The organism is Arthrobacter globiformis, from assembly GCF_003261175.1.
Classification (GTDB): Bacteria; Actinomycetota; Actinomycetes; order Actinomycetales; family Micrococcaceae; genus Arthrobacter; species Arthrobacter globiformis_A.
Window position 1 is genome coordinate 114,340 of the sequence record NZ_QLNP01000063.1, and the last position, 23,564, is coordinate 137,903.

25 protein-coding genes are annotated in these 23,564 nt (G+C 66.2%); 7 read left to right on the top strand and 18 right to left on the bottom strand.

Annotated elements, in window-relative coordinates:
* Window positions 1-57: 57 nt before the first annotated feature.
* Entirely contained in the window at window positions 58-1,080 is a 1,023-nt protein-coding gene (locus DBZ45_RS06515) for an EamA family transporter (RefSeq protein WP_111903198.1), read from the bottom strand.
* A gap of 106 nt (window positions 1,081-1,186) precedes the next feature.
* On the opposite strand from DBZ45_RS06515, the gene DBZ45_RS06520 reads away from it, so the two are divergent.
* Window positions 1,187-1,732: a CGNR zinc finger domain-containing protein gene (locus DBZ45_RS06520; protein WP_111903118.1), complete on the top strand. Its 546-nt coding sequence runs from the start codon at window positions 1,187-1,189 to the stop codon at window positions 1,730-1,732.
* A 41-nt stretch (window positions 1,733-1,773) separates the two neighbouring features.
* On the opposite strand, the gene DBZ45_RS06525 is transcribed toward DBZ45_RS06520, so the two are convergent.
* The 3 genes from DBZ45_RS06525 to DBZ45_RS06535 form a co-directional block, all read right to left on the bottom strand.
* Window positions 1,774-2,181 carry a hypothetical protein gene (locus DBZ45_RS06525; RefSeq protein ID WP_111903119.1) on the bottom strand — a complete coding sequence of 136 codons (408 nt, stop codon included), beginning with the start codon at window positions 2,179-2,181 and terminating at the stop codon, window positions 1,774-1,776.
* Between the two features lie 117 nt (window positions 2,182-2,298).
* Window positions 2,299-2,886, bottom strand: a complete 588-nt coding sequence (locus DBZ45_RS06530) for a hypothetical protein (RefSeq protein ID WP_111903120.1) — start codon at window positions 2,884-2,886, stop codon at window positions 2,299-2,301.
* A 47-nt stretch (window positions 2,887-2,933) separates the two neighbouring features.
* Window positions 2,934-4,286 (bottom strand): MATE family efflux transporter, encoded by a 1,353-nt coding sequence (locus DBZ45_RS06535; RefSeq protein WP_111903121.1) that lies wholly within the window; start codon window positions 4,284-4,286, stop codon window positions 2,934-2,936.
* Window positions 4,287-4,444: 158 nt separating this feature from the next.
* Here DBZ45_RS06535 and DBZ45_RS06540 point away from each other — a divergent pair, with 158 nt between their 5' ends.
* The gene (locus DBZ45_RS06540) at window positions 4,445-4,879 is read left to right on the top strand and encodes a DoxX family protein (protein WP_111903122.1); all 435 of its coding nucleotides are present in this window, start codon (window positions 4,445-4,447) and stop codon (window positions 4,877-4,879) included.
* A gap of 111 nt (window positions 4,880-4,990) precedes the next feature.
* Here the strand turns inward: DBZ45_RS06540 and aztD are convergent, their stop codons facing one another.
* Window positions 4,991-6,301, bottom strand: coding sequence for a zinc metallochaperone AztD (aztD, locus tag DBZ45_RS06545; RefSeq protein WP_111903123.1), 1,311 nt, complete (start codon window positions 6,299-6,301; stop codon window positions 4,991-4,993).
* Between the two features lie 267 nt (window positions 6,302-6,568).
* Here aztD and DBZ45_RS06550 point away from each other — a divergent pair, with 267 nt between their 5' ends.
* Window positions 6,569-7,543, top strand: a complete 975-nt coding sequence (locus DBZ45_RS06550) for an acyl-CoA thioesterase (protein ID WP_111903124.1) — start codon at window positions 6,569-6,571, stop codon at window positions 7,541-7,543.
* A gap of 10 nt (window positions 7,544-7,553) precedes the next feature.
* Here DBZ45_RS06550 and dnaB read toward each other — a convergent pair whose 3' ends face one another.
* Entirely contained in the window at window positions 7,554-8,939 is a 1,386-nt protein-coding gene (gene dnaB / locus DBZ45_RS06555; RefSeq protein WP_111903125.1) for a replicative DNA helicase, read from the bottom strand.
* 715 nt (window positions 8,940-9,654) lie between these two features.
* Here dnaB and DBZ45_RS06560 point away from each other — a divergent pair.
* The gene (locus DBZ45_RS06560) at window positions 9,655-10,062 is read left to right on the top strand and encodes a hypothetical protein (protein ID WP_111903126.1); all 408 of its coding nucleotides are present in this window, start codon (window positions 9,655-9,657) and stop codon (window positions 10,060-10,062) included.
* Window positions 10,063-10,064: 2 nt separating this feature from the next.
* Window positions 10,065-10,631, top strand: a complete 567-nt coding sequence (locus tag DBZ45_RS06565) for a hypothetical protein (protein ID WP_111903127.1) — start codon at window positions 10,065-10,067, stop codon at window positions 10,629-10,631.
* 28 nt (window positions 10,632-10,659) lie between these two features.
* On the opposite strand, the gene DBZ45_RS06570 is transcribed toward DBZ45_RS06565, so the two are convergent.
* Together DBZ45_RS06570 and DBZ45_RS06575 are read right to left on the bottom strand one after the other, a co-directional pair.
* Complete coding sequence (locus tag DBZ45_RS06570; RefSeq protein WP_111903128.1) at window positions 10,660-11,022, bottom strand: zf-TFIIB domain-containing protein; 363 nt, start codon at window positions 11,020-11,022, stop codon at window positions 10,660-10,662.
* A gap of 37 nt (window positions 11,023-11,059) precedes the next feature.
* Window positions 11,060-11,686, bottom strand: coding sequence for a CE1759 family FMN reductase (locus tag DBZ45_RS06575; RefSeq protein WP_111903129.1), 627 nt, complete (start codon window positions 11,684-11,686; stop codon window positions 11,060-11,062).
* A gap of 108 nt (window positions 11,687-11,794) precedes the next feature.
* On the opposite strand from DBZ45_RS06575, the gene DBZ45_RS06580 reads away from it, so the two are divergent.
* Window positions 11,795-12,217: a DUF1801 domain-containing protein gene (locus DBZ45_RS06580; RefSeq protein ID WP_111903130.1), complete on the top strand. Its 423-nt coding sequence runs from the start codon at window positions 11,795-11,797 to the stop codon at window positions 12,215-12,217.
* 121 nt (window positions 12,218-12,338) lie between these two features.
* Here DBZ45_RS06580 and rplI read toward each other — a convergent pair whose 3' ends face one another.
* The 5 genes from rplI to DBZ45_RS06605 all read right to left on the bottom strand — a co-directional run bounded on the left by rplI (window position 12,339) and on the right by DBZ45_RS06605 (window position 16,800).
* Complete coding sequence (gene rplI / locus DBZ45_RS06585; RefSeq protein ID WP_102972562.1) at window positions 12,339-12,791, bottom strand: 50S ribosomal protein L9; 453 nt, start codon at window positions 12,789-12,791, stop codon at window positions 12,339-12,341.
* A gap of 18 nt (window positions 12,792-12,809) precedes the next feature.
* The gene (gene rpsR / locus DBZ45_RS06590; RefSeq protein WP_003800144.1) at window positions 12,810-13,049 is read right to left on the bottom strand and encodes a 30S ribosomal protein S18; all 240 of its coding nucleotides are present in this window, start codon (window positions 13,047-13,049) and stop codon (window positions 12,810-12,812) included.
* 130 nt (window positions 13,050-13,179) lie between these two features.
* Window positions 13,180-13,761, bottom strand: coding sequence for a single-stranded DNA-binding protein (locus DBZ45_RS06595; RefSeq protein ID WP_102972563.1), 582 nt, complete (start codon window positions 13,759-13,761; stop codon window positions 13,180-13,182).
* Window positions 13,762-13,816: 55 nt separating this feature from the next.
* Entirely contained in the window at window positions 13,817-14,122 is a 306-nt protein-coding gene (gene rpsF, locus DBZ45_RS06600) for a 30S ribosomal protein S6 (RefSeq protein ID WP_111903131.1), read from the bottom strand.
* A 221-nt stretch (window positions 14,123-14,343) separates the two neighbouring features.
* Window positions 14,344-16,800, bottom strand: a complete 2,457-nt coding sequence (locus DBZ45_RS06605; RefSeq protein ID WP_111903132.1) for a hypothetical protein — start codon at window positions 16,798-16,800, stop codon at window positions 14,344-14,346.
* 117 nt (window positions 16,801-16,917) lie between these two features.
* On the opposite strand from DBZ45_RS06605, the gene DBZ45_RS06610 reads away from it, so the two are divergent.
* Entirely contained in the window at window positions 16,918-17,253 is a 336-nt protein-coding gene (locus DBZ45_RS06610) for a YnfA family protein (RefSeq protein WP_111903133.1), read from the top strand.
* Window positions 17,254-17,339: 86 nt separating this feature from the next.
* Here DBZ45_RS06610 and DBZ45_RS06615 read toward each other — a convergent pair whose 3' ends face one another.
* From DBZ45_RS06615 to DBZ45_RS06635, 5 genes are all read right to left on the bottom strand, one after another.
* Window positions 17,340-18,770 carry an amino acid permease gene (locus DBZ45_RS06615; protein ID WP_111903134.1) on the bottom strand — a complete coding sequence of 477 codons (1,431 nt, stop codon included), beginning with the start codon at window positions 18,768-18,770 and terminating at the stop codon, window positions 17,340-17,342.
* 244 nt (window positions 18,771-19,014) lie between these two features.
* Window positions 19,015-20,349, bottom strand: coding sequence for a M18 family aminopeptidase (locus DBZ45_RS06620; protein ID WP_111903135.1), 1,335 nt, complete (start codon window positions 20,347-20,349; stop codon window positions 19,015-19,017).
* A gap of 21 nt (window positions 20,350-20,370) precedes the next feature.
* The gene (locus tag DBZ45_RS06625; RefSeq protein WP_111903136.1) at window positions 20,371-21,321 is read right to left on the bottom strand and encodes an intradiol ring-cleavage dioxygenase; all 951 of its coding nucleotides are present in this window, start codon (window positions 21,319-21,321) and stop codon (window positions 20,371-20,373) included.
* A gap of 80 nt (window positions 21,322-21,401) precedes the next feature.
* Entirely contained in the window at window positions 21,402-22,136 is a 735-nt protein-coding gene (locus tag DBZ45_RS06630; RefSeq protein WP_190243041.1) for a response regulator, read from the bottom strand.
* Between the two features lie 61 nt (window positions 22,137-22,197).
* Entirely contained in the window at window positions 22,198-23,556 is a 1,359-nt protein-coding gene (locus tag DBZ45_RS06635; RefSeq protein WP_111903138.1) for a sensor histidine kinase, read from the bottom strand.
* Window positions 23,557-23,564 lie beyond the last annotated feature (8 nt).

Genomic DNA, 23,564 nt, shown 5'->3' on the forward strand with positions numbered 1-23,564 from the left:
CGTCCGGCCCTCCGTCATTTAAGCGGTCTGCCACAAGACACGTCCGTTATTGAGGACTCAGGGGACGGGTTCGACGTCGTTCGCGTGGTCAAGCGGTGCGGTCACCGCTGCCCGGTCCCCCGCTTTGGCCCCCCGAAGCTCGTCCAGCCGGACGAACAGTACCCCGCCGACAATCAGCACGCCGCCGAGGAGCTGGATGGCACCGGGCAGTTCGCCAAGCAACAGCCAGGCCCAGATCACGGCAAACAGGACCTCGGTGAGGGACACGAACGAGGCCACTTTGGAGCCGAGTGCGCGTGCAGCCATGACTCCTGAGACGTAGGCCAGCACGGTGGCCAGGAGCACGAGGCCGCCGAGCGGAACCCACCAGGGGGTGGTCCACGGGCCGAGTTCCGTGTCAGCCGTGCTGATGGCCATGGGCAGGAGTCCCGTGGCTGCCGTCAGCCACATCACCGCTGCCCCCACCAGAAGCCCGCCCGACGCGAGGACGATGGGCGGCAGGGTGTCATTCTGCTTGGCCGTGATGAAGAAGTACATGGCCAAGCAGACGGCAGCGGCGAGGCCCCAGAACACACCGACGGCGTCGACCTTAACCGCGCCGGTGAGGTCCAGCACGAGGACAAGGCCGCCCAGGGACAGCAGGGTCCCAGCAATTGTCAGGGGGCGGGGCCGCTTCCGGCTGGCCAGCCAGAGCCACAGGACGATCAACACCGGAGCGAGGTATTCGAGCAGGAGTGCCACACCAACCGACAGCCGGGCCACGGCGTTGAAGTAGAACAGCTGGCATGCAGCCACACCAATCAGGCCAAACAGCACGATCGTGACCCAGTTGGACCGCAGCTGGCTCCAGCGCCCCCGAAGCGCCAGAACAGCAGGGATGGCAAGGATGAGTGCTGCCGCTGTCAGCCGGGCCGTGACGGCTGCCCCGGGCGTCCAGCCGGTTTCCAGCAGTGACTTGGCAAAGGATCCGGAGAGCCCGAAGACGGCTGACGAAAAGAGGGCGATGCCCAGTCCTGATGCAAGGAAGCCGGAGGCCTTTGCCGAGGCCCGCGCCGCGGCAGGAGCCGGAGCCGTAGAAATCAGCGCTGTGTTGGCGCGGCGGATCGGTGCGGACACGGAGGCCTCCCGTCAGGAGTAAAGTGGGGTATTGGTCCTGACATTACGCCCCGCACTGTAAGGAGTCAAGGTGGTTTTTGCCCCTGACACAGAACTCTCACTGCGCTTCGTGGTGAACCTCATCAACTCTGCCGCCAACGGCGAGGAAAGCCTGGCCACGGTGGAGGACCTCGACGACTTCCTGCGGCAGGAGGGCTTTACCGGCTCCCGCACCCACGACGCCGCCGAACTGGCCAGCGTCCATTCACTGCGCGCAGAACTGGCAACTTTGTGGACCGCCGACGAGGATACGGCCGTGGACGGTGTGAACCGACTCCTGCGGGAAGCCCGCGCACTCCCCCAGCTCCTCAAGCACGACCAGTGGGACTGGCACCTGCACGCCACCACGCACGATGCCCCGCTGGCGGACAGGATGGGCACCGAAGCCGCCATGGCGCTGGTGGACGTGATCCGCAGCAAGGAGATGGACCGGATGCTGGTGTGCGCGGCCGATGACTGCGACGCCGCGGTCCTTGATCTCAGCCGCAACCGGTCCAAGCGGTACTGCGACACCGGAAACTGCGCCAACCGCGCGCATGTCGCGGCCTATCGTGCCCGCCGTGCCAGCGGGGAGTAAGGCGGGCCAGCGGGGAGTAAGGCGGGCCAGCGGGGAGGGCGTTAGGAGGCTCCGCCGTCGGGCGCGGACTCACCCGTTCCGGCTGTACCGGCACCCGGGGCATCCGGACGGCGCTGGGTTCCCTCACTTCGGGTTGCCTGGGTCCCGTGGCCGCCGTGTCCCCGCGAGGACTTCCGGGCGGAGCTCAGGTTCACCCCGGAGCCTTTGCCCAGGTGCGCGGCGTTGTCCTTGTAGCTCATGGACAGCATCGCCGCGATGACGAGGGTGACAATGAAGGCGATGCCGGCGGCGATGAAGGCCAGGTCGAACCGCGGTGCCCGGGCGCTGCCGCCGGAGGCAAAGATCAGCACCGCGAAGAACGCCACCACAGCCCAGAAGGCGGAGAACATCAGGGGTCCCTTGACCGAGGTCCGCAGATTGCGCGGTTCTCCTGGTTTCTGGTGTGCCAAGGTGATTCCTCCCGTGCGAGCGGCGCGATGCGGCCTGCCCGCTGTGCTGTGTGCTGGTTTTGAAGGGTACTGGTAGCCAAAGGCTGTTCTACAAGGAGTAGAACCCCTGGTTCTAGTTTACGGCCTTGACGCGGCGGCCCGCGCATCGTGCCGGAGCGAGAGGCCCGCCAGGATCCAGAGCACGCCCGAGATGATGGCGCCGCCGCCGGCAACGCCCAGCAGCGCATGCGGGCCAAGCCCCACGAAGAACGGCAGGGTGCCGGCCGTGCCCAGCCCGATGATTCCCGATGCCAGCCAGTCGCGGGCCAGGACATGCCGCCCGCGGAACCTGATGCCCAGGTACAGCTCGGACGCCGACGCCACGGCCAGCCCCACAGCACCAACAACGGCGAACACCAGGCTGCCCTGCAGGAACAGCAGGGCCACGCCGGCTCCGGTCAGGGCAGCTCCCGCGGCGGAAAGAACGCGGCCGGCAGGCGCCTCGCGGCGGAAGCCGGTCAGCGGAATGCCCCACAGCAGGATCAGGCCGGTGGCCAGCAGGTACGCCCCGCCCGCGAGCGACATTCCAGTCACGGAAGGAGCCGCCCAGAACACAGTCACGGCGGCGAACACCAGTGCGGCGGCGGCCCGCAGCAAGGCGGGCTTCCACAGCTCCGCCAAGGGGGCGGGCGCGTCGGATTCAGCGGGGGTAGCGGGGGAAGTCACCGCTCCAGTTTAGTGCGCCAGCCTGTGCCGGCGAATCCGGGCCCACGCTACGAGCCGAGCACCATCCAGCGGTCCGTTCTGGCCCGCAGCCCCAGCGTTACGGCGCGGGCGCACATGTATCCCAGCGAAAAGGCCACCCACACCCACACCAGCGCCGCGGTGCCGTCGGCCCCGGCCAGCGGCACCGCCAGCAGCAGTGGAAGGTACACCGCAAGATTTACGACGCCGGCAATCGCCAGATACTTCGCGTCGCCGGCCCCGATCAGCACCCCGTCGAGGACGAACACGTACCCCGCCAGGGGCTGGCCCGCGGCCAGAACCCACAGTGCTGAGGTCAGGACCGACTGGACGCCGGCGTCGGGTGTGAAGAGGGCCCCGGCGAACGGGGCCACCACGGCGAGCAGCACGCCGGTGGCCACGCCAAAGCCGGTACCCCAGCGGATCATGGTCCGGGTCAGGATTCGCGCCTTGCCGGGGTTGGAGGCTCCCAACTCCTTGCCGATCAGCGCCTGGGCGGCGATAGCCAGGGCGTCCAGGGCGAAGGCGAGGAAGGTGAAGACTGTCATGGCCAGCTGGTGGGCAGCCAGATTCACGGCACCCTGGGCCGCGACCACGAGCACGGTGGCGAGGATGGCGATCCGGAGGCTCAGGGTGCGCAGCATGAGCCAGGAGCCCACCCTGGTCATGGCCCGGATCCCATGCCAGTCGGGCAGCAGGCTGACGCCGTGGCGACGAGCGCTGCGCTGCACCATCACCAGATACACCGCGGCCATGGCCCACTGCGCGATGCTGGTTCCCACCGCAGACCCGACGACGGACAGTCCGAGTCCGTAAACCAGCACCAAATTCAGCACGATGTTCAGCGTGAATCCCGCCGTGGCCACCACCAACGGCGTCCGGGTGTCCTGCAGTCCCCTCAGCACGCCCGTACCGGCGAAGATCAGCAGCATCGCCACCAGCCCGGGCATGGACCAGCGCAGGTAACCCACGGCGAAGGTGCGGATTTCCGGGCTCGGTCCCATGAGCCCGATCAGCGGCTCGGCGGCGAGGAAGCCAGCCAGCGCCAGTGCGGTCCCGAGCAGCAGGGCCAGCCAGACGCCGTCGCGCCCGGCGGCAAGTGCCCGTCCGAGCTGGCCATCCCCCACCGCCCGCGCCACGGCAGGGGTGGTGGAGTAGGCCAGGAAAACCATCAGTCCCACCGCAGTGTGCAGTACCGCCGAGGCCAGCCCCACGCCAGCCAGCTGGGCAACGCCCAGGTGACCCACAATGGCCGAGTCGGCCAGCAGGAAGAGCGGTTCGGCGATCAGCGCGCCGAAGGCGGGAACGGCAAGCCGGAGGATTTCCCGTCCGTGGCTGTCGGGCTTGGGGGTGGAAACGGCGGCGGAAGGCGATGGGGGCACGCCTTCAGCGTAACGGCCTGGGCAAAAGATAACCCCGACCCATTAGTTGACACTTCAACAAAAGTTCGGGACAGTGGAAGGGAAGCTTCACCGGACGCGCTGCAGACCGCGTGCCCAAAAGAGACAACCCCCAATCGAACCGAACGGTGAGAATCTCCATGAACCAGTCCACCCAGACCACCACAGCCCTGACGATCCTGCGAGTCATCACGGGATTCCTCTTCGCCGCCCACGGCTGGCAGAAGTTCAGCGAATTCACCATCGCCGGGACCCAGGCATCCTTCGCCAAGATGGGGGTACCGGCCGCTGAGGTCGCCGCCCCGGTCGTTGCCACCCTGGAGCTGATGGGCGGCATCGCCCTCATCCTCGGCGTGCTGACCCGCGTCTTCGCCGCACTGCTCGCCCTGGACATGCTTGGCGCCCTGTTCCTCGTCCATGCCTCGGCCGGAGTCTTCGTCGCCACCGGCGGCTATGAGCTGGTTCTCCTGCTTGCAGCGGGGGCAGCAGCCATCGCCCTTGCCGGAGCCGGCCGCCTCTCGGCGGACGCGGCCCTGTTCGGCCGCAGCAATTCCAAGCTCAAGGTTCTCGCGTAACCTTCCCCGAAGACAATCACCGCTCCAGAGCGGTGACCGTCCAGGGAACGACGACGGCGGCTGCTCGCCCGGCACTTCGGTGCCCGGTGGGCGGCCGCCGTCGTTTGTCGTTTACTCGTTTTCCGCCCGCTGTTGCTGGTTCACCCTGTCAGTTAGGCAGCCGGTGACACCCGTCAGCTCATCCGGAGTGTGAGCCAGCGTAGCCGTGCGGACGGTCTTGCCTGCTTTCAGGTCGACTGCGTGAAGTTTCCCCGTGGCCGGCTCGGTTACATAGGCGGTGGAGCCCTGGACGTACAGGGTTGGCCGGGGGTCCTGCCACGCCTCCGGCTCCTGCCAGGCGGCAACGACCGGGATCGCGGACACTGTGGCGCCAGTCACCGGGTTGAGGACATGCAGCGCGCCGTCGGTGCCGAGGACCAGCGCTTCCCCGGCCGGCCCACGCCCCAGGGACCGGAACGAATAGCTCGTACCGAGTTCCACCAGCTTCAGGGCCCTGGTATCCGTACTCACCAGCGAAATCCTGGTGGGCCGCTCCAGGACCGCGGCTTTGTCCACCTTGTAGTCCCCGAGCACCACGGGCGACGCCGGCGAACCGGCCTGGTTGCCCACCCGGCCATAGGCGTCAGGACTGGAGATTTTGGAGAATTTGCCGTCCTTGAAAACCAAAACCCCGTCCTCGCATCCGAAAATCACGGTGTTTTCGCCAGCCACTGCCTCGCCATGGACGCCGGGGCAGTTCTGGCTGCGGAGGACCTCCTTGCGGTCCGGACCTGTCTCCCTGCGGCCCGAACCCGCGACCGGCCCAAGGAGGGCCACGGCGTTGCGGGCGTTCTCGTCGCCCACGCTCACCAGCAGCTTGCCGTCCTCCAGCTCCACCGCCACGCCGTGGTGGGCCTCGGGCGCCGTGTAGGTGGTCGTTTCCGGAAGGCCGTCCTCCGGCAGTTCGCCGAGGGCGGCCGACTCAAAGGACTTCACCTTGCCGGACCCGTCGCTGAACAGGACAGTTCTTCCGGCGTGCCGCACCACATGGCCGGGCTTGCTCGCCTCGAACGCGTAATCCGTCAGCGTGGGCTGGGCCGCGTAGGAGTGGCCGTGATCGCCGTGCCGCTCGGTCCAGACTCCGGCGTCGAGGACGCGGAACGAGTCATCCGCCGCCACCAGGACGTGGCGGCCGTCCCCGGCCGGGCTGATGCGGTTGTAGCCGTCCAGCTCGACATCCGCCACAGGCTCGAGGGTTTCGGCGTCCAGCACTCCGATGCCTCCCTCGTAGCTGTACGCGAGGCGTGGTTTGGGGGCGCGAAGTTCCGCGGGTTCTGCGGTCTCGACGTTCTGGGACGTGCTGGCGGAACTCTCGGCCGCCTCCTGACCGGGGCTTCCTGCGCAGCCGGACAGGAGGAGGGCTGCCCCGCAGGCCGCCGCCAACCGGATTGCGTGGGGTCTTGTGAACGGCAGCGTGAAGGGCCTGGCGAAAGACGCGATGGGGATGCCGCACCGGCGGGTGGTAGGTCGGGCAGGAAGGACAGGTCGTCTCGGTAACATGACACTAATGATAATCATTATTAATAACGCCCAAGCCAATCCGTCCCGTTCATGACGCCGGAGGCACGGCAGCCTGGGCTTATGGCGCGCGGGAGCGCGTTTGTGAAGTCCGGGATCTGCCCCGAGGACTGCGGTAAGTAAACTGCGACCATGAGCGAGACTGCCGCCAACTCAGTAACCCTCCGCTTCCTAGCCGCCCCCATGGACGTGGGCCACAGCGGATCAGTTGACGCCGGAACGGTGCTCGAGTGGGTGGACAAGGCGGCCTATGCGGCCGCCGTGGGCTGGGCCAAGTCCTACTGCGTCACCGCTTACGTGGGGAACATCCACTTCGCCGACCCGGTGAACATCGGCGACATGGTGGAGGTCACCGCCACCATCGTCTATACGGGCCGCTCCTCCATGCATATCAGGACGGTGGTCTCCTCCGGGGACCCCAAAGGCGGGCCGGCCACCATGCGGAGCCAGTGCATGGTGATTTTTGTGGCGGTTGGCGAGGACGGGAAGCCCATCCCGGTAAAGCAGTTCGAGCCGGCAACGGCGGAAGAACTGGAACAGCGGGACCATGCCCTGGCGCGGATCGGTATCCGTGAACAGATCGTCAAAGCCATGAGCGCCCAGGAATATACCGATGCCGGCACCGCTGAGCGCGTCGTCCTGCGGTTTATGGCGGCACCCACCGACGTGAACTGGGGCGGGAAAGTCCACGGCGGAATCGTCATGAAGTGGATCGATGAGGCTGCCTATGTGTGCGCCTCACGCTACTGCGGCCGGGACACGGTGGCTGTCTTCTCCGGCGGAGTCCGGTTCTACCGGCCGCTGCTGATTGGCCACGTGGTGGAGGTGGAAGCCCGGCTGGTCTACACGGGCACCAAGGGCATGCACATTGCCGTACATGTCCGCTCCGGGGACCCCAAGGGCCGTGAACTGAACCTGACCACCTACTGCCTCACCGTGATGGTTGCCCGCGACGCCGAGGGCACCTCGGTCCCCATCCCTGCATGGACGCCCGTGTCCGACGAGGACAGGCGGCTCCATGCCCATGCGCGGGAGCTCCTGGAGATCAGGGCGGCAGCCCCGGGGAACAGGCTGCCCAACCACCTGCTGCAGTCACAGCCGGGCTAACGCCGGCAGCCTAGAAGCCGCCGCCTCCGCCGGCATCCCCCGCCATGTTGGCGAACCGCGAGTAGTGGCCCTGGAAGGCCACAACAATGTCCTTGGTGGGGCCGTTACGGTGCTTGGCGATGAGGATGTCCGCCTCGCCGGCCCGCGGGGACTCTTTGTCGTAGACGTCCTCACGGTGCAGCAGGATCACCATGTCGGCGTCCTGCTCGATGGACCCCGACTCTCGCAGGTCGGAGACCATGGGGCGCTTGTCCTGGCGCTGCTCAGAACCACGGTTCAGCTGCGACAGGGCAATGACGGGGACCTGGAGTTCCTTGGCCAGCAGCTTCAGCGCACGCGAGAACTCGGAGACTTCCTGCTGGCGGGACTCCACCTTCTTGCCCGAGCTCATGAGCTGCAGGTAGTCGAGGATCACGAGCTTGAGGTCGTGCTGCTGCTTGAGGCGGCGGCACTTGGCGCGGATCTCCATGAGGGACATGTTGGGGCTGTCGTCAATGAACAGCGGGGCATCATTCATGCGCCCCATCGTGGTGGCGATCTTAGACCACTGCTCGTCCTTGATGGTGCCCTTGCGGAGGTCCTGCAGGCCGATGGTGGCCTCGGCCGAGAGGAGGCGCATGGCGATCTCGTTGCGGCCCATTTCGAGGGAGAACATCACCGTGGCGAGGTTGTTCTTGATGGCGGCCGAGCGGGCAAAGTCCAGCGCGAAGGTGGACTTACCCACGGCGGGCCGGGCGGCGATGACGATCATCTGGCCCGGATGCAGTCCGTGGGTCAACTCGTCCAGCTCGTAGAAGCCGGTGGGAACGCCAACCATGCCTTCGCCGCGGTGGCCGGAGGCCTCGATCTCATCCACGGTGGACTCCATGACGTCCTTCAGGACGACGTAGTCCTCCGCGGTGCGGCGCTCCGCGACCGCGTAGACCTCCGCCTGGGCCTGGTTGACCAGGTCTTCGACTTCGCCGTCCTGGCCGTAGCCGAGCTGCACAATCTTGGTGCCGGCATTGACCAGCCGCCGGAGCACGGCGCGCTCGGCCACGATCTCGGCGTAGTAGCCTGCGTTCGCGGCCGTGGGTACCGTCTGAATGAGCTCATGGAGGTAGGCCGGTCCTCCGATCCGGTTGATCTCGCCGCGCTTGGTCAGCTCATCGGACACCGTGACGGCATCTGCGGGTTCTCCGCGGCCGTAAAGGTCGATGACGGCCTCATAGATGGTTTCGTGGGCGGGGCGGTAGAAGTCCTGCCCGCGCAGGATCTCGACCACGTCCGCAATGGCGTCCTTGGAGAGCATCATGCCGCCCAGGACGGACTGCTCGGCGGGGATGTCCTGGGGAGGTTTGCGGCTGCCTTCGGACGCGCGGGTACCTTCGATTGAGTCCAGGTGCGTAACTGACAAAGCTGCCGTCCTCCATTGTGTCCGCAGTCCGTGCAGGAGGACTGCGGCGCGTGTGCCGTGTGCCGCGGGTGTGCCGCGCAGCAATTCTGCTGCCCGGGCTAATGCAACTACACCAGCAGGCCCTGACATTTTTCGGTCCGGGCCTTGAACCCCGGCGACCCCTCATCCACAGGTTTTCCACAGGGCAGCACTGATGGCCCGGAGTCCGGCTGTCCGCTGGCTCCGGCCTTCAGTCCGAAAGGGAAAACTCACCCGAATGGGGTGTCTCCGCTACGTTAGCGCCCGCCTGCCCACTCACAAAGCCCGGGGTTTCGCACCTCTGTGGATAACGTGTGCACAAGATGCCGCTGCTTGTGCACAGCCTGTGGGGGAAGCTGTGGATAGAAATTTTCTTTTCGGCATATATGCAGTCTGACCTGCTGAAACGTTCGGATTCTCCTGTGGATGAATTAAACTTTTCTGCAAACCTTCATCCACAGCCTTAGGCGTCCGCTGGGGATACCGGCCGGTAATCCCAGCGTCAAAGGGTGTTTTCGGCCCCTACATTCCCCCTCTGTGATATGGGTCACCGGCATATCTCCCGGCCCGCCCCCGCGTGCCATGCCGCACGGACGGATCATGCCGTCGGGGTCGTGACCGGCATCACGGGAGGAACGCACCATGCGTAGCCGGGCATATGCTGTGGATAACGAGGATGTGGCGTTAAGCTCTAGGTATGGGCGACGTTCTGACGGTCTTGATTCCTGCCCTTATCCTCGCCGCAGCCCTCTGGGCTCTCGCGACGGCACTGAAGCCGCGTGATGGGGGCATGTCCGACGCGGACCGCTACCAGCTGGATCTGGCAAGGCGTTCCCAGGCCCACTATGCAGCCCAGGTTCAGGCGGCCATGGCAGCCCGGGCACGCTTGGAGGCTGCGGCCCTGCCGAGCCAGAACCGGCAACAGCAGATCCAGCAGCATGACCAGCGCCAGACACTTGCGACCGGGACCACGCTCAACCCGCAGCTGGCGCTGCAGCTGCAGACTTTGGTGCGCAACGGGCAGAAGGTCCAGGCCATCCGGCTTCTGCGCCAGGCCACCCACTCCAACCTTTTGACCGCCAAGCAATATGTAGATCGGCTGTAACCATGGAATCGCTCCTGATCCCCTTCCTGATCCTCGTGGCCGTTGCTGTGGCCGTGGCCCTCACGGCACGTGCGTTGGGCCACCGCCGGCGAACGGTCAGGGAGCCGGCCAAACCCCCCGTGGAGTCCGCAGAGCTGGCAAGGGAAGCGGCAGCCAAGCTGTCCGAGGATGAACACCGGCGGCTGTACGCGCTCATCGCCCAGGGCCAGGCCATGGCCGCGATCAAGCTGTACTACGAGGTGTCAGGGCAGGGCTTGCGCGCATCACGGGACGCGGTGGCCGCGCTGGCAGCCCACCCGCAGCCTTTCCAGCCACCGGCCCAGGAGACCAGTGAACCCGAGGACGACGACGAGCCACCGCAGCGGTTCCCGTACCGCTACCGGGCCATAGCCAGCAAAGGCGATGTCACCCGGGAGGTCAGCAGCAACATGCTCAATGACGAGATCTACGGCCGCATCCGCACCCTCGCCAAGAGCGGCAATATCGAAGCAGCTGCCAACGCGCTGATCCGGCACTCGGACATCACGCTGAAACAGGCGCGCGAGTTCATCGCCCTGCTGGACGACTAACTACCCCGGCTGCCGGGCCCGGCGTCACTCAGAAGTCGAACAGGTCCCCCAGCCAGCCTTCCTTCTTCTTGTGGCGGCGGCGGTCATAGTCACGGTCATATCCCTTGCCGTAGTTCCGGTCGTCATAGCGCGGCTGGTCCCGCCGCGGCTCTTCACGCCGTGGTTCAAAGTTCCGGTACAGCGGCGGAGGTGCCATGCCAGGCGCAGGTGACGCGGGTGCAGGGGGAACCGGCGCCGCAGATGCCGCCGGCGCCCCGGCGTTGACGCGGTCGATGATTTTGTCCAGCTCGCCGCGGTCCAGCCACACACCCCGGCACTGCGGGCAGTAGTCGATTTCCACACCGCTGCGTTCGCTCATGACCAGGTCTGAAGAATCAATGGGACATTTCATGCCCGGCTCAACGAGCGGGTGCTGCGATTAGTTCGCGTTACCGCCCGCCTGAGATCCCGGCCAGCAGCTCTTCAAAGGGCAGTGACTCTGGCAGGGCGGGTTTGCGGCCCGGCTGCTCCCCTTCCAGGAGGCGGCTGAACTCCGCCGCCGCCCGTTCGATCCGCACCGAAAGGGGGGTTCCGGCGTCGTCCGCGTTACCCCAGTCCTGGGGACCGGCGAAGACGGCCGTGGCGGCGGTCCGCGTGCGGAGGTAGCTGAAGAGCGGGCGCATGGCGTGGTCGAGCACCATCTGGTGGCGGTCCGTTCCGCCGGTTGCCCCCAGGAGGGCCGCTTTGCCGTCCAGTGACTTGGGGTCGAGGACGTCAATGAAGGACTTGAACAGCCCGCTATAGGACGCACTGAACACCGGTGAGACCGCAATGATGCCGTCGGAGGCCTCGACGCCGGCGATCACCTCTGCCAGCCGGGGCGGGGCAAAACCCGTGACGAAGTTGTTGGCGATGTCCACGGCCAGATCGCGGAGCTCCACGACGTCGGTGGTCACCCCGTAGCCGGCGGCAGCCAGCTCCCGGGTGGCGGCGGCGGCCAGCTGGTCGGCCAGAAGACGGGTCGACGACGGAACTCCCAGTCCGGCGGACAGAACGGTAATGCGGCGGGTCTCCATGGCGGTCTCCTTCGATTGGCGCTTTATATGCATTTGCATCTAATCGCTCAACCGGGCTGGTCCGCCCTTTATTCCGCCACCCCGCAAACCGCCCAGTACACTGCGTCCATGGCGGAAAACAAGACACAGGTGACAGGGGTTTCGGCGGACAACTTCATCGCGGCTGTGGAGCACCCGGTGCGCCTGCAGGACGCCCTGCGGCTGCGTGCCCTCATGGCAGAACTGACGGGCCAGGAACCTGAGATGTGGGGTCCCACCATCGTCGGATTCGGCAGGGTGCACTACAAGTACGCCACCGGGCGCGAAGGGGACACCGCAGCAGTGGGGTTTTCTCCCCGCAAGGCCAGCCTTTCGCTGTACGGCCTGACGAATGCGCCGGAGTCGGCCGCGCTCCTCGAGCGGCTGGGAAAGCACAAGACCGGCGCCGGCTGCCTCTATATCAACAAACTGGCGGACGTCGATGAAGCCGTGCTGGCCGAACTGATCAGCACCGGCTACCGCTACTGCACCACGGTGCTGCACCAACAGTAGGCAGCCGGCCTAAACCTGCCGGAAATGACGAAAACCCCGCCGTCGGCTTCCCGGAGGAATCCGACGGCGGGGCCGTCAGCAGTTCAGGAGTGCGAAGCAGATCCGGCAAATGCCGGAACTGCTACTTGCCTGCGACTACGTCGAGTTCGATCACAGCGGCAACGTCGTCGTGCAGACGGACGTTGGCCTGGTAGGAACCAACCGACTTGATGTGAGCCGGCAGTTCAACCTTGCGCTTGTCGATGCTGCCAAGGCCTGCGGCCTCAACAGCGTCGGCGACGTCGGCCTGCTTGACCGTGCCGAACAGGCGGCCGCTTTCGCCAGCCTTGACAACCAGCTTGACCGGCTTGGCGGACAGAGCGGCGGCCTGCTTCTGAGCATCTTCCAGGGAAGCGTGCTCGCGGGCGACGCGGGCAGCCTTGATGGACTCAACCTGCTTCTCGCCACCCTTCGACCAGGTCAGGGCGAAACCGCGGGGCAACAGGTAGTTACGTGCGTAACCGTCCTTGACCTCGACAACGTCGCCAGCAGCACCGAGACCGGTTACTTCGTGGGTCAGAATGAGCTTTGCCATGTTAGTTAATCCCTTTCCTTAACCCCGGCCAGCGCCGGAGTAGGGCAGCAGGGCAACTTCGCGGGCGTTCTTGATTGCCTGGGCGATCTTGCGCTGCTCCTGGACCGTGACGCCAGTGACGCGACGGGCGCGGATCTTTCCGCGGTCGGAGATGAACTTGCGCAGCAATGCTACGTCCTTGTAGTCGATGACAGTGATGTCAGCGGCCTTCAAGGGGTTGGACTTTGGTTTGGGCTTACGGAGTTCAGCCTTAGCCATCGTGGAGCTCCTATTCTAGGGAGCCCGTGAATCGTGATCCACGGGATGGTGGTGGTCCGACCGCGGCGTGCCCGGAGAGTGCCGTATGGAACGCTCTGGCGGATGCTGCGCCGGACCTTTGGTTTGTTGTTTAGAAGGGAGGTTCGGAATCCGGGCCGTTGCCCCAGCCGCCGCCCGCATTGCTGACTCCGGGCGTGGCCCAGGGGTCTTCCTGCGCTGCGGGCTGCTGGTTGCCGCCCCAGTTTCCTCCGGTGTTGCCGCCCTGGTTTCCACCCTGGCCGCCACCGAATCCACCGCCACCGAATCCGCCACTGTTGCCGCCGCCGAAACCGCCCTGGCCGCCGGAGCGCTGGGTGCGGTTGACCTTGGCATTGGCGTAACGCAGGCTCGGGCCGATTTCGTCGACTTCGAGCTCGATAACGGTGCGCTTCTCGCCTTCCTTTGTTTCGTAGGAACGGCTCTTCAGGCGGCCGGAAACAATCACGCGGGTGCCCTTGGTGAGGGACTCGGCGACGTTCTCTGCTGCCTCGCGCCAGACCGAAGCGCGGAGGAACAGGGTTTCCCCGTCCTTCCACTCATTGGACTGGCGGTCGAAGGTGCGAGGCGTGGACGCGATGGTGAAGTTCGCTACTGCCGAACCTGATGGTGTGAACCTCAGTTCGGGGTCATTGGTGAGATTACCGATGACCGTAATAGTGGTTTCGCCTGCCATCTACTGCCTCCTTGTTCGTTCCTGCGGTTTAAAGAATGAAAGTTGGTAGCTGAAATTACTCAGCAACAACCTTCTGCTCTTCGGGGCGGGTGATCTTGGTGCGCATGATGGTCTCGTTGAGACCCAGCTGGCGGTCAAGTTCCTTGGCGGTAGCCGGCGTCGCGGTGAAGTTCACCACGGCGTAGATACCTTCGGACTTCTTCTTGATGTCGTAAGCCAGACGGCGACGGCCCCAGATGTCAACCTTTTCGATGGTTCCACCATCGTTGGTGATGACGTTCAGGAACTTCTGAAGCGACGGCTCTACGGTACGCTCTTCGACCTCGGGGTCGATGATTACCATCAATTCGTAAGGACGCATATGTGAACCCACCTCCTTTGGGCTAAGCGGTTACGGTATTTCCGTAACAGGAGGTTCATTTGCGATGCCGTGCACGCCCGCGGCCAAAAGGACCAGGGCGCAGCACAGACTTCACTATCTTAGTGCACCGGGGAGGTTTCTGCGATTCGGACACCTCCGAGGCTATGGGCCCTGACGGCCGGGGCGGAAGTGCCGGCGCGGCCATGTGGAAAACCGGGGCGTCAGAAGCGCGAAAGACTCACCAGCACCTTGCCCGCCTCGATCGAGACGTTGCCTCGGACATAGAACTGCATCTTGTCGGTCTCCTTCTCCCACTCGGGGTCTGTCTTGCTGAAGGAGGCATTCCTCTCGTAGCTCACCGTGGCTTCGCCGGCATTACCACCGCTGAGCCGCCAAGTGCCGTCAAACGACCGGCTAAGCCCGTAGTCCGGGTCGGCGGTGATCGACCACTTAACGTTCCGGACATCGCCGAAGGCAAACCGTGAGAACGGGCAGCCCTCCGGTTCAAGGTCCGTGGATTTCTCGCAGGCGGTGAGTGCGGCGGCCACCTGGCGGGATGTTTCCGCCACCAGCTCATCCGAGGCCTTAACGGTGAGCCTGGCCGTCTCCGGCGCCTGGGGCAGCGAGCCGCCCGAGACTACTACCTGCTGGTCCTCGACTGAGAGGTACTTTTCGCTGTCGGGAAGACCCACAGAGTAGGAACCGGGAAACGCAGGGAGACTGATGTTTGTACCGAAAGCAGTGGCCTCATTTTGACCCGCGGGAATAGTAATTCCGTTGACCGAGACGGCCGCCAGGGGAACATCGGCGGAGACAGTGACCTGCTGCAGAGGGAACGCCTCAAGCTTCCAATGGTCGTCCAGGAGCGCGGGCTGGTTCTTGACGAGGGCGAACGTCTGCTCGTACTTGCGCCCTCCCTGCCTCAGTTCCGCACTGACCTGCGCCGACTCACCGGAAATCCTGGTGGAAATGATCGAGAAGCCGTCAATGCGGTTCGCCGCAGCGCCGAGAACCTCATTGGTCAGGAGGACCCGCTCCTCATTGGGCACATCGGGATCCAAAATTTCCAGGGCTTTCCGGGCATCGCCGTCAACGAGCGCCTGGGCGTAGTCCTTCACCGGCTGGTCCGGTCCGGGCTTGACCGCATTGATTGTCACCACCGACCCCACCGCGAGCACCGCGACCGCGCCAACGACGGCGGCTGACACCAGCAGCCGCTTCCTGCCCTTGGCCGTAAGTTGCCGTTCAGCAGGAGGGGTTACGGCAGGGCCAATTGCCGCCGCTCCGGCTTCACGCGGCCGGCTTTCCTGAGGCCTGGCGGGCAGGACGCGGAGCAGTCGTTGCAGCCTGGCCGGCACCACCGGCACCAGGTAGGGCGCCAGGAAGCGTGCGGAAGCCTCAACCAGCAGCCCCCAGCCAAGGAAGACGGCCGGCGACCACCACGCTGGCGCCAGGACGTACTGACCGGAAGCGAGTCCCGGTGCATCAAAGTCTGCGCGAACCGTCAGAAGAGGCAGCAACAGCAGCCCCAACACCAGGAATCCTGCGGGCACGGGTGCCCAGTGCCGCAGGTCACCGTTGGAAACCGGTCCCCTGCGCAGCAGAACGCACAGGCCGGAAATGACCGTACATACCAATGCCAGTGCCAGCGCCGCCCACGCAGCGACCGTGGCATCCGTGCCTGCTGCGTCAGCACCGAAACCGTAAACAGTCTGGTCCTCATTAGCGCTCTGCTGCGCGCCGAAAACCGCCGTCGTTTCCGAGAACATGTGGAGGCCTCCGAGGTGGCCGGCCACAAGGCCGTACCCTGCCGCGTTGCCCATCAGCAGCGGACCTGAGAGCAGGGCCGCCCAGCCGCCGGAGACGGCGGCAGCGATCCAAGCCGCGGGGACGGCGATGACCGAAAAAACAGCCGCGTGTACTGCGACGGCGGCGAGCGGCAGGTTCAGCTTTCCGCGAAGGAGCGATGCACCGGCGAACGGCGCCTGCCGCGCATATATGGCGTTCCGGGACAGCACAGACAGCCCCGCAGCAAGAAGGAAAGCGACCAAGACGGACCATCCGCCGGCTGCTGAGATGGGATCAACGCTGAATCCGCCCCCCGGGGGAAAACGGACGGCAGCGGCCGCGGCCACACCGTTGACCAGCAGCGCGAAAACCGCACCGCTGACTGCGGACTGAAGCAGAAGCTGCGGCCGGCCAGCGGACGGAAACCGCAGTTCGGCCAGACGGCTGGCCAGATAGATGCCCGCCGCGCTGATCAGGAGCACCGCCAACGGGACGGCATAGAGGTGGCCCTCACCCCGGACGGACCCAAGAAAGGGCACCACACCTGCCACGGCGGTACCCGCGCTGCCCAAATGCGCCATCGCCACCAGCTGGGCGGTCAGCTGGCCCAGCTGGGACCAGGCGTCCGGTGCCTGCTCCGCGGCAATTGCTCCGCCCAGTGCCGGAACCGGGTTGCCCTGGCTGGCGGCAATGCCTGCGAGGGACAGCAGTACGGCTCCGAGGCTGAACAGGTACACGGCGGCGTAGGTGGCAGCCGCAGCGGCAGCACCGGTCCAAAGCCGGCGGAAATCGAAGAATGAATTGCCCGGTTGCGTGCCGAGAGATGCTCCAGGCTGATGCGCCGGAAGGTCGGGCAGGGCGGGCGCGGAAACAGGCGGTTGATGCGACATTTTCCCCAGATTTCTGTCGGACTCTCACTGATGCTGTGAATCTAGGGGGAATCCGGCGGCGGCGCCAGTCATATGACGCGGAGCTGTGGACAACTCCCGGGGCGGAATACTGGAGCCATGACGATTCTGAAGTCCGTGCTCCTTTTCACCCTGGCTGCCGTGGCGGAGATCGGCGGAGCCTGGCTGATCTGGCAGGCCGTGCGCGAGGACAAGGCGTGGTGGTGGGCCGGACTCGGAATCGTGGCGCTGGGGCTCTACGGTTTTGTGGCCGCCTTCCAGCCCGATGCCCATTTCGGCCGGGTCCTGGCGGCGTATGGCGGGGTCTTCATCATCGGCTCCCTAGTGTGGGGCATGCTTCTGGACGGTTTCCGGCCCGACCGCTGGGACCTCATCGGAGCCGCCGTTTGCCTCGTTGGGGTCGCCGTCATTATGTTCGCCCCCAGGCAGGGCTGACCCCTATACAAAGGCATCCGCCCGGTCGGGCCGTAAACGGCCAACCGGGCGGATGCTTAATCAGAGTGCGCAGAGAGGGGGCGTGATTAGGACGCCGGGCCGGACCCCACGCCTGCATCAGCGGTTTCGGCGGACTTCTCGGAAGCTGCCGGCACCACAGACCGGCCCGGGCCGCCCTTGCGGTAGCGCCAGACGCCGATGCCGACCACCACGGCGGCCAACGCCACGGAGAGCAGGAGCGACTCGCGGGTGGAATCCAGGATCACCATGCCGATGATGAGCGCCACGATGCTGCCGATTGCCAGCCACGTGAGGTAGGGGAAGAACCACATCTTCAGCGACAGGTCCTTGGCCGCAGCTCCCATCCGGCGGCGCAGCACCAGCTGGGACGCGGCAATGACCAGCCAGACAAACAGCGCGATGGCACCGGAGGTGTTCACCAGGAACAGGAAGACCGTGTCCGGGGCGATGTAGTTCAGTCCCACGGTGATGAAGCCGACCACGGTGGAGGCCAGCACCGCTGCGGCGGGCACGCCGCGCTTGGAGATGCGGGTCCAGGACTTGGGGGCGTCGCCGCGCTGCGAGAGCGAAAAGAGCATGCGGCTGGCCGTGTAGAGGCCCGAGTTCAGGCAGGACAGCACCGAGGTCAGCACCACGACGTCCATGATGGTGCCCGCGCCGGGGATGCCGAACAGTTCGATGACCGCGACGTACGGGCTTTTGGCCACGTTGGCGGAGTTCCAGGGGAGCAGCGTGACAACAATCGCGATGGAGCCGATGTAGAAGACAAGGATGCGCCAGACCGTGGACTTCACGGCCTTCTTGACCGCTTCAACCGGGTTTTCGGATTCACCGGCTGCGATCGTGGCGATCTCAGCACCGAAGAACGCGAAGACCACCACGAGGATTCCGGCCAGGACTGCTCCCGGTCCGTTGGGAAGGAAGCCCCCGTTGCCCGTCAGGTTGCTCAGGCCGGGCGCCGGAACGCCCGGAACCAGGCCGAGGATCGCTGCCACGCCGAAAAGGAGGAACAGGATGATGGCCGTGACCTTGATGGAGGCGAACCAGAACTCGAACTCCCCGTAGGACTTCACCGAGCCCAGGTTGGTCAGCGTGAGCAGGATCATGAGCGCCAGGGCCCAGACCCACTGGTCGATGCCGGGTACCCAGCGGTGCATGATGGCGGCGCCGGCTGTGGCCTCAATGCCCAGCACGATGATCCAAAACCACGCGTAGAGCCAGCCGATGCTGAAGCCGGCCCAGCGGCCCAGTGCCTTGTCGGCGTAGGTGGAGAAGGATCCGGTTTCGGGGTTCGCGGCCGCCATCTCGCCAAGCATCCGCATGACGAGGATGACCACGATGCCTGCGGCCATGTAGGCCAGCAGGATGCCGGGACCGGCCTGCTGGATGGCCGCGCCGGAGCCGACGAACAGGCCGGCGCCGATGACGCCGGCAATGGCGATCATCGACAGGTGCCGGGGCTTTAGGGATTTCGACAATTGTTGGTCAGCGTGCATGGCTGCGCCATCCTCGTTTTGGTTGCAGGTTTTGGGGCGGTGGCCGGGCGGCAAAGGCTGAAGGCTGTGCCGGGGACCACACTGTGCGTTTCACACTAAGGGAGCCGGGGGCAGGTCCGGGCTGTGCAAAGCTACAGTTCACGGCAACCCAAAACAGTCACACTTCCAGCTATGCGCACCAACGGGCAACAAACGTTGCCTAAGGGGCACTTCTGTAACGGGGTCGAAATCTGTCCCGTGCGCACTAGGCGTGCGCCGCGGCTCCGAAGAACAGCTCCGTCACCCGGGCCAGGCGGTGCGGATCCTCGACGCCGCAAAGCTCCCGGGCAGAGTGCATTGAGAGCAGGGGAACGCCCACATCCACGGTCCTGATGCCCAGCCGGGTGGCCGTCAGCGGGCCGATGGTGGAACCGCAGGGCATCACGTTGTTGGACACAAACTCCTGGTAGGGAATCCCTGCCTCGCCGCACAGCCGTGCCCAGAGGGCAGCCCCGGCAGCGTCGGTGGCATACCGCTGGTTGGCATTGATCTTGAGCAGCGGCCCGCCGTTGAGGACGGGGCGGTTGACGGGGTCGTGCCGTTCGGCATAGTTGGGGTGGACGGCGTGGCCGGCATCGGCGGAAACACAGAACGACGCCGCGAACGCCTGCCGCCGCTGGCTCGCCGAGGCGCCCAGCCCGTCGGAGATCCGGACCAGGACGTCTTCAAGCACCGGCCCGCAGGCCCCGGACCGGGACGCAGAACCGATTTCCTCGTGGTCGAAGGCCGCGAGCACAGCAATAGGCGCGGTTTCCCCGGAAGCGTTTGGGCCGCCGTCGGATGCGTCAGCGTGCGCGATCAGCGCCGTGATCCCGGCGTGCGTTGCGGAAAGGTTGTCCAGGCGTCCGGAGGCGAAGAACTCACTCCTGACCCCGAAAACCGCGGGCGGCTGCGTGTCCGCGACGACGACGTCGTACCCTCCGATCCTGGCCGGATCGACCGGGGAGCCCTCGCCGGACACCCGCTCGGCCAGCACCGCCAGCAGGTCCTCCCCGCCAGGATCGCCGAGCCCGAACACCGGGTTCATGTGCTGCTGCTTGTCGAGGGTGAGGCCTTCATTCACGGCCCGGTCCAGGTGGATGGCCAGCTGGGGGAAGCGCAGCAGCGGGCCGGTGGCGGTCAGGTGCTGCGTGCCGTCGAGCATCACGAGCCGCCCGGCCAGCTGCAGTTCGCGGTCCAGCCACGAGTTCAGCAGCGGCCCGCCGTAGACCTCAACGCCGGCCTGGAGCCAGCCGAAGCGGCCAGTGGTCGGCTTGGGCTTGAGCTTGAACGACGGCGAATCCGTGTGGGCGCCCAGGATGTTGAAGCCGGTGGTGGGCCCGGCATCCCCGGGAGTGACCCAGGCGATGAGCGCACCGTCCCGGATGACGTAGAACTTTCCTGCCGTGGCGTCCCAGGGCTGCAGCTCGTCCAGCCCGGTGAAGCCCGCCTCCGCCAGGCGCCGGGCGCCTTCGTGGGCGGCGTGAAAGCTCGACGGCGAGGCGCTGACGTAGTCGCCCAGGTCCCTGATGTGCTCTGCGGAGGAGGAATGGAGAGGCATGGCTCCGAGTCTAGCGTTGCCCTAAATGGTGACGTTGAGGCCTGCCGTGTAGCCGCCGGAGACTGTACCGGACATGGTGGCCAGCTGGTAGATGCCGCCGTCTTCGCCGAACACGTTGTCCGATTTCAGCGTGGTGTTAGGGAAGTTCCGGGCGCTGGTTTCGTAGCCTGCGGAGGCGTAGACCTCCCGGCAGGCGGCGTCGGTCAGGGCGATCTGCGAGACAGCGAGCACCTGCCCGGCTGCCGTGGCGTTGTTCATGGACTCGAACACCTCGAAGTGGATGTGCGGCCAGCGGCCGTTGTAGGCGCCGGGATAGACGGTCGTGAAGGTGACCTGGCCGTTGGCGTCCGCTTCCTGCACGCCGCGCAGGAAGTTCTCGTTCTCCAGCCCCGAATCGTAGAGCGAGTACCGCCCCTCCTTGTCGCAGTGCCAGGCATAGACGGCCGCACCGGCCAGCGGGACGCAGCCGTTGGCGTTGTCGAGCAGGGTCAGCGTGACGGTCAGCGGCACACCGTCCGCCTTCGTGGTGGACGTGCCGAAGCTTGAGGTGACGTCCTGCCGGACCACACCCGAGGCTTCGAGGACATTCGGCCCGTTGGATCCGTCACCGGGATACGGCCCGGCCGTCTCCTGCGGAATCTCCACGCCGCACTCGGCGATCGCCCGGGTCACGGTGGGCGACGCCGAGGCGGAAGCTGCCGGCGCCGTCGTCGTCGTGGTGGCGGAAGCACTGGCGGTGGCCGTTGCTCCGGCGGAAGCCGACGACGATGATCCCGATGGTGCCGATGACGCCGACGACGGCCCGCCGGGCGTGCACGCCGCCAGTGCGGCGGCCGTGCCGGCGCCGAGGACGATGCCCAGCGAGCGTCGCGACATGAGCGTGGAAAGATCGAATTCGAGTCCGCGGTCATGGTTGGGATGCGGCTCGTGCCGTCGCTGCTGTCCATCGGGGAGGCGGGATGCGGTTGTCATGGCACCATGCAACTCCAGCGGGCTGTGGCCTGCATAGGGCCTCCCTGTGCGGAAGCTGTGCCTGTTGGGAGCGGCCGGTTTCAGTAGTCGGGGTTGCTCGGGGTCACCAGGCCTGTTTCGTACGCGTACACCACGGCCTGGACGCGGTCGCGGAGGTGCAGCTTGGTCAGGATCCGCCGCACGTGCGTCTTCACGGTGGCCTCGGAGAGGAAATAGCGGTGCGCGATCTCTGCATTGGACAGCCCCTCGGACATTGCTTCCAGCATCTCGGTTTCCCGGGGCGTCAGGTCCTCCAGCAGAGGGTCGCGCGGAGCAGGTGCCGCGGCCGGCGGGGCCGCCGTGCCCGGCGTGCCCGGACCATCCGACACGGCGGGTCCGGCCCCGCGGACATACATTTCCAGTAGCCGCTGCGTGACCCGGGGCGCTACGACGGCGTCCCCGCTCGCCACCACCCGCACGGCCTGGACCAGTTCGGCGGGTGCCACATCCTTGAGCAGAAAGGCAGAGGCGCCGGCCTGGAGACCGGCGAAGGCGTACTCGTCAAGATCGAAGGTGGTCAGGATGATGATCCTGGCGCGCGAGCCTGAACCGGTGATGGCCCGGGTGGCCTCGATCCCGTCAAGCGTGGGCATCCGGACATCCATGAGCACGACGTCGGGATCGAGGTGGCCCACCTGGCGGACGGCGTCGGCCCCGTCGGAGGCCTCACCCACCACCTCAAGGCCGTCCTCACCCTCCAGGATGAGCCGGAAACCCATCCGCAGCAGCGGCTGGTCGTCCGCCAGCAGGACCCGGAGGCGTCCGGACTCGTTCATTTGTTCCCCCATCTTGCCGTTCTCCAAGTTGCCGTCCCGCGTCCCGCCGGCCAGCGTACGGTCAGCGCGCTGCCGGCGTGGTGCCGGTCTGCAGATTGCCGTTCAGCGTGCCGCCATTTAGTGCCAGGACAGCCCGCACGCGCCAGCCGCCGCCGGCGGCCGGGCCTGCCTCCACCGTACCGCCGTATATTCCGGCCCGTTCCTTCATCCCCGTTAGGCCCTGTCCGGTCCCGAGCGGTGCGGCACCAAGGGCGCCGCCCGGGCTGCCCCCGCCGGGGGTGACGGCGTCAACGGTGCCCCGGCCGTCGTCGAGCACTTCAATGGTGACCGTGGATTCCTCGCGCACCACCAGCACGTCCACCCGGCTTAGCGCCCGTCCGTAGCGCAGCACGTTGGTCAGCGATTCCTGCACGATCCGGTACACGGTCAGCTGCAAGGCCACGTCCTCCGGCAGTGCCGGGCCCGTGTGAGAGTAATGGACCGGAAGGCCCGCGGCCCGGAAGCCGTCCAGCAGCTTCCCGAAGCTGGCGCCGTCCGCTAGCGGCTCACGGGGCGCGTGGCCGGCGGTCGCGTCATCCCGCAGAACCCCAAGCACCCGCCGCATGTCCGCCAGTGCGGTACGGCCGGTCCGGGACAGTTCCGCCAGGACCTCCGCTGCGCGTTCCGGATCCCTTCGGACCACGACGGCGGCACCGTCGGACAGGGCCACCATGACAGTCAGCGAGTGGGCCACGACGTCGTGCATCTCCCGGGCAATCCTGTTGCGTTCATTAACCGACCCCAGACGGGCGGCGCGGGCCGCCCACGCTGCAGTTTCCTGCTCGTGCTCGCGCCGCTGCCGGACGGAGATGCCGATTCCGGTGGCGATGATGTTGGAGAATACGATGCTGGTGCCCGCGGCAATGCTGGTCACGAGGCGGAACTCCTCGGGTGAGGAGGGGGTCCTGGGCAGTTCCCGCTCGAGCGGCCCCACCGCGGCCAGGAAGTACAGCAGTGCCAGCGGCGCCGAGGCCACCGCCATCGTGACCAGGGCAAAACGGCGCGTGTGCACCACGGCCACGGCGTAGAGCGAGAACCACAGCCCCGCCGACACGTTGGACCCCCACGGATGAAGCAGGGTCACGCCAACTTCAGCCAACGCGATGAATACCACCACGCCCACCGGGTGCCGGCGCCGCAGGAACAGGGACAGCCCAACGGTCGCAAGCAGCCCGATCGCGGCCCACCTGCCCGCATTCACGGCGTCGATCACGGTGGGCACCACCAGCACCGCATAGCAGGCGACCACCACGGCATCCATGACCCGCGGACGCCGGTACAGGTAGCGCCGGACCCGCCCCCGCCGTCGGGCAGCAAGCTCGGCAAAGGACGCGTCAGCCGGGGTGGCTGGCGCGTCCTTTCCGGAAACGGTGTCAATCATGGGCAGAA

Coding starts and splice junctions, on each gene's coding strand:
- DBZ45_RS06540 (WP_111903122.1), top strand. CDS start 4,445: ATGAACCAGTCCACCCAGACCACCACAGCCCTGACGATCCTGCGAGTC.
- DBZ45_RS06550 (WP_111903124.1), top strand. CDS start 6,569: ATGAGCGAGACTGCCGCCAACTCAGTAACCCTCCGCTTCCTAGCCGCC.
- DBZ45_RS06560 (WP_111903126.1), top strand. CDS start 9,655: ATGGGCGACGTTCTGACGGTCTTGATTCCTGCCCTTATCCTCGCCGCA.
- DBZ45_RS06565 (WP_111903127.1), top strand. CDS start 10,065: ATGGAATCGCTCCTGATCCCCTTCCTGATCCTCGTGGCCGTTGCTGTG.
- DBZ45_RS06570 (WP_111903128.1), bottom strand. CDS start 11,022: ATGAAATGTCCCATTGATTCTTCAGACCTGGTCATGAGCGAACGCAGC.
- DBZ45_RS06575 (WP_111903129.1), bottom strand. CDS start 11,686: ATGGAGACCCGCCGCATTACCGTTCTGTCCGCCGGACTGGGAGTTCCG.
- DBZ45_RS06580 (WP_111903130.1), top strand. CDS start 11,795: ATGGCGGAAAACAAGACACAGGTGACAGGGGTTTCGGCGGACAACTTC.
- rplI (WP_102972562.1), bottom strand. CDS start 12,791: ATGGCAAAGCTCATTCTGACCCACGAAGTAACCGGTCTCGGTGCTGCT.
- rpsR (WP_003800144.1), bottom strand. CDS start 13,049: ATGGCTAAGGCTGAACTCCGTAAGCCCAAACCAAAGTCCAACCCCTTG.
- DBZ45_RS06595 (WP_102972563.1), bottom strand. CDS start 13,761: ATGGCAGGCGAAACCACTATTACGGTCATCGGTAATCTCACCAATGAC.
- rpsF (WP_111903131.1), bottom strand. CDS start 14,122: ATGCGTCCTTACGAATTGATGGTAATCATCGACCCCGAGGTCGAAGAG.
- DBZ45_RS06605 (WP_111903132.1), bottom strand. CDS start 16,800: ATGTCGCATCAACCGCCTGTTTCCGCGCCCGCCCTGCCCGACCTTCCG.
- DBZ45_RS06610 (WP_111903133.1), top strand. CDS start 16,918: ATGACGATTCTGAAGTCCGTGCTCCTTTTCACCCTGGCTGCCGTGGCG.
- DBZ45_RS06615 (WP_111903134.1), bottom strand. CDS start 18,770: ATGCACGCTGACCAACAATTGTCGAAATCCCTAAAGCCCCGGCACCTG.
- DBZ45_RS06620 (WP_111903135.1), bottom strand. CDS start 20,349: ATGCCTCTCCATTCCTCCTCCGCAGAGCACATCAGGGACCTGGGCGAC.
- DBZ45_RS06625 (WP_111903136.1), bottom strand. CDS start 21,321: ATGACAACCGCATCCCGCCTCCCCGATGGACAGCAGCGACGGCACGAG.
- DBZ45_RS06630 (WP_190243041.1), bottom strand. CDS start 22,136: ATGAACGAGTCCGGACGCCTCCGGGTCCTGCTGGCGGACGACCAGCCG.
- DBZ45_RS06635 (WP_111903138.1), bottom strand. CDS start 23,556: ATGATTGACACCGTTTCCGGAAAGGACGCGCCAGCCACCCCGGCTGAC.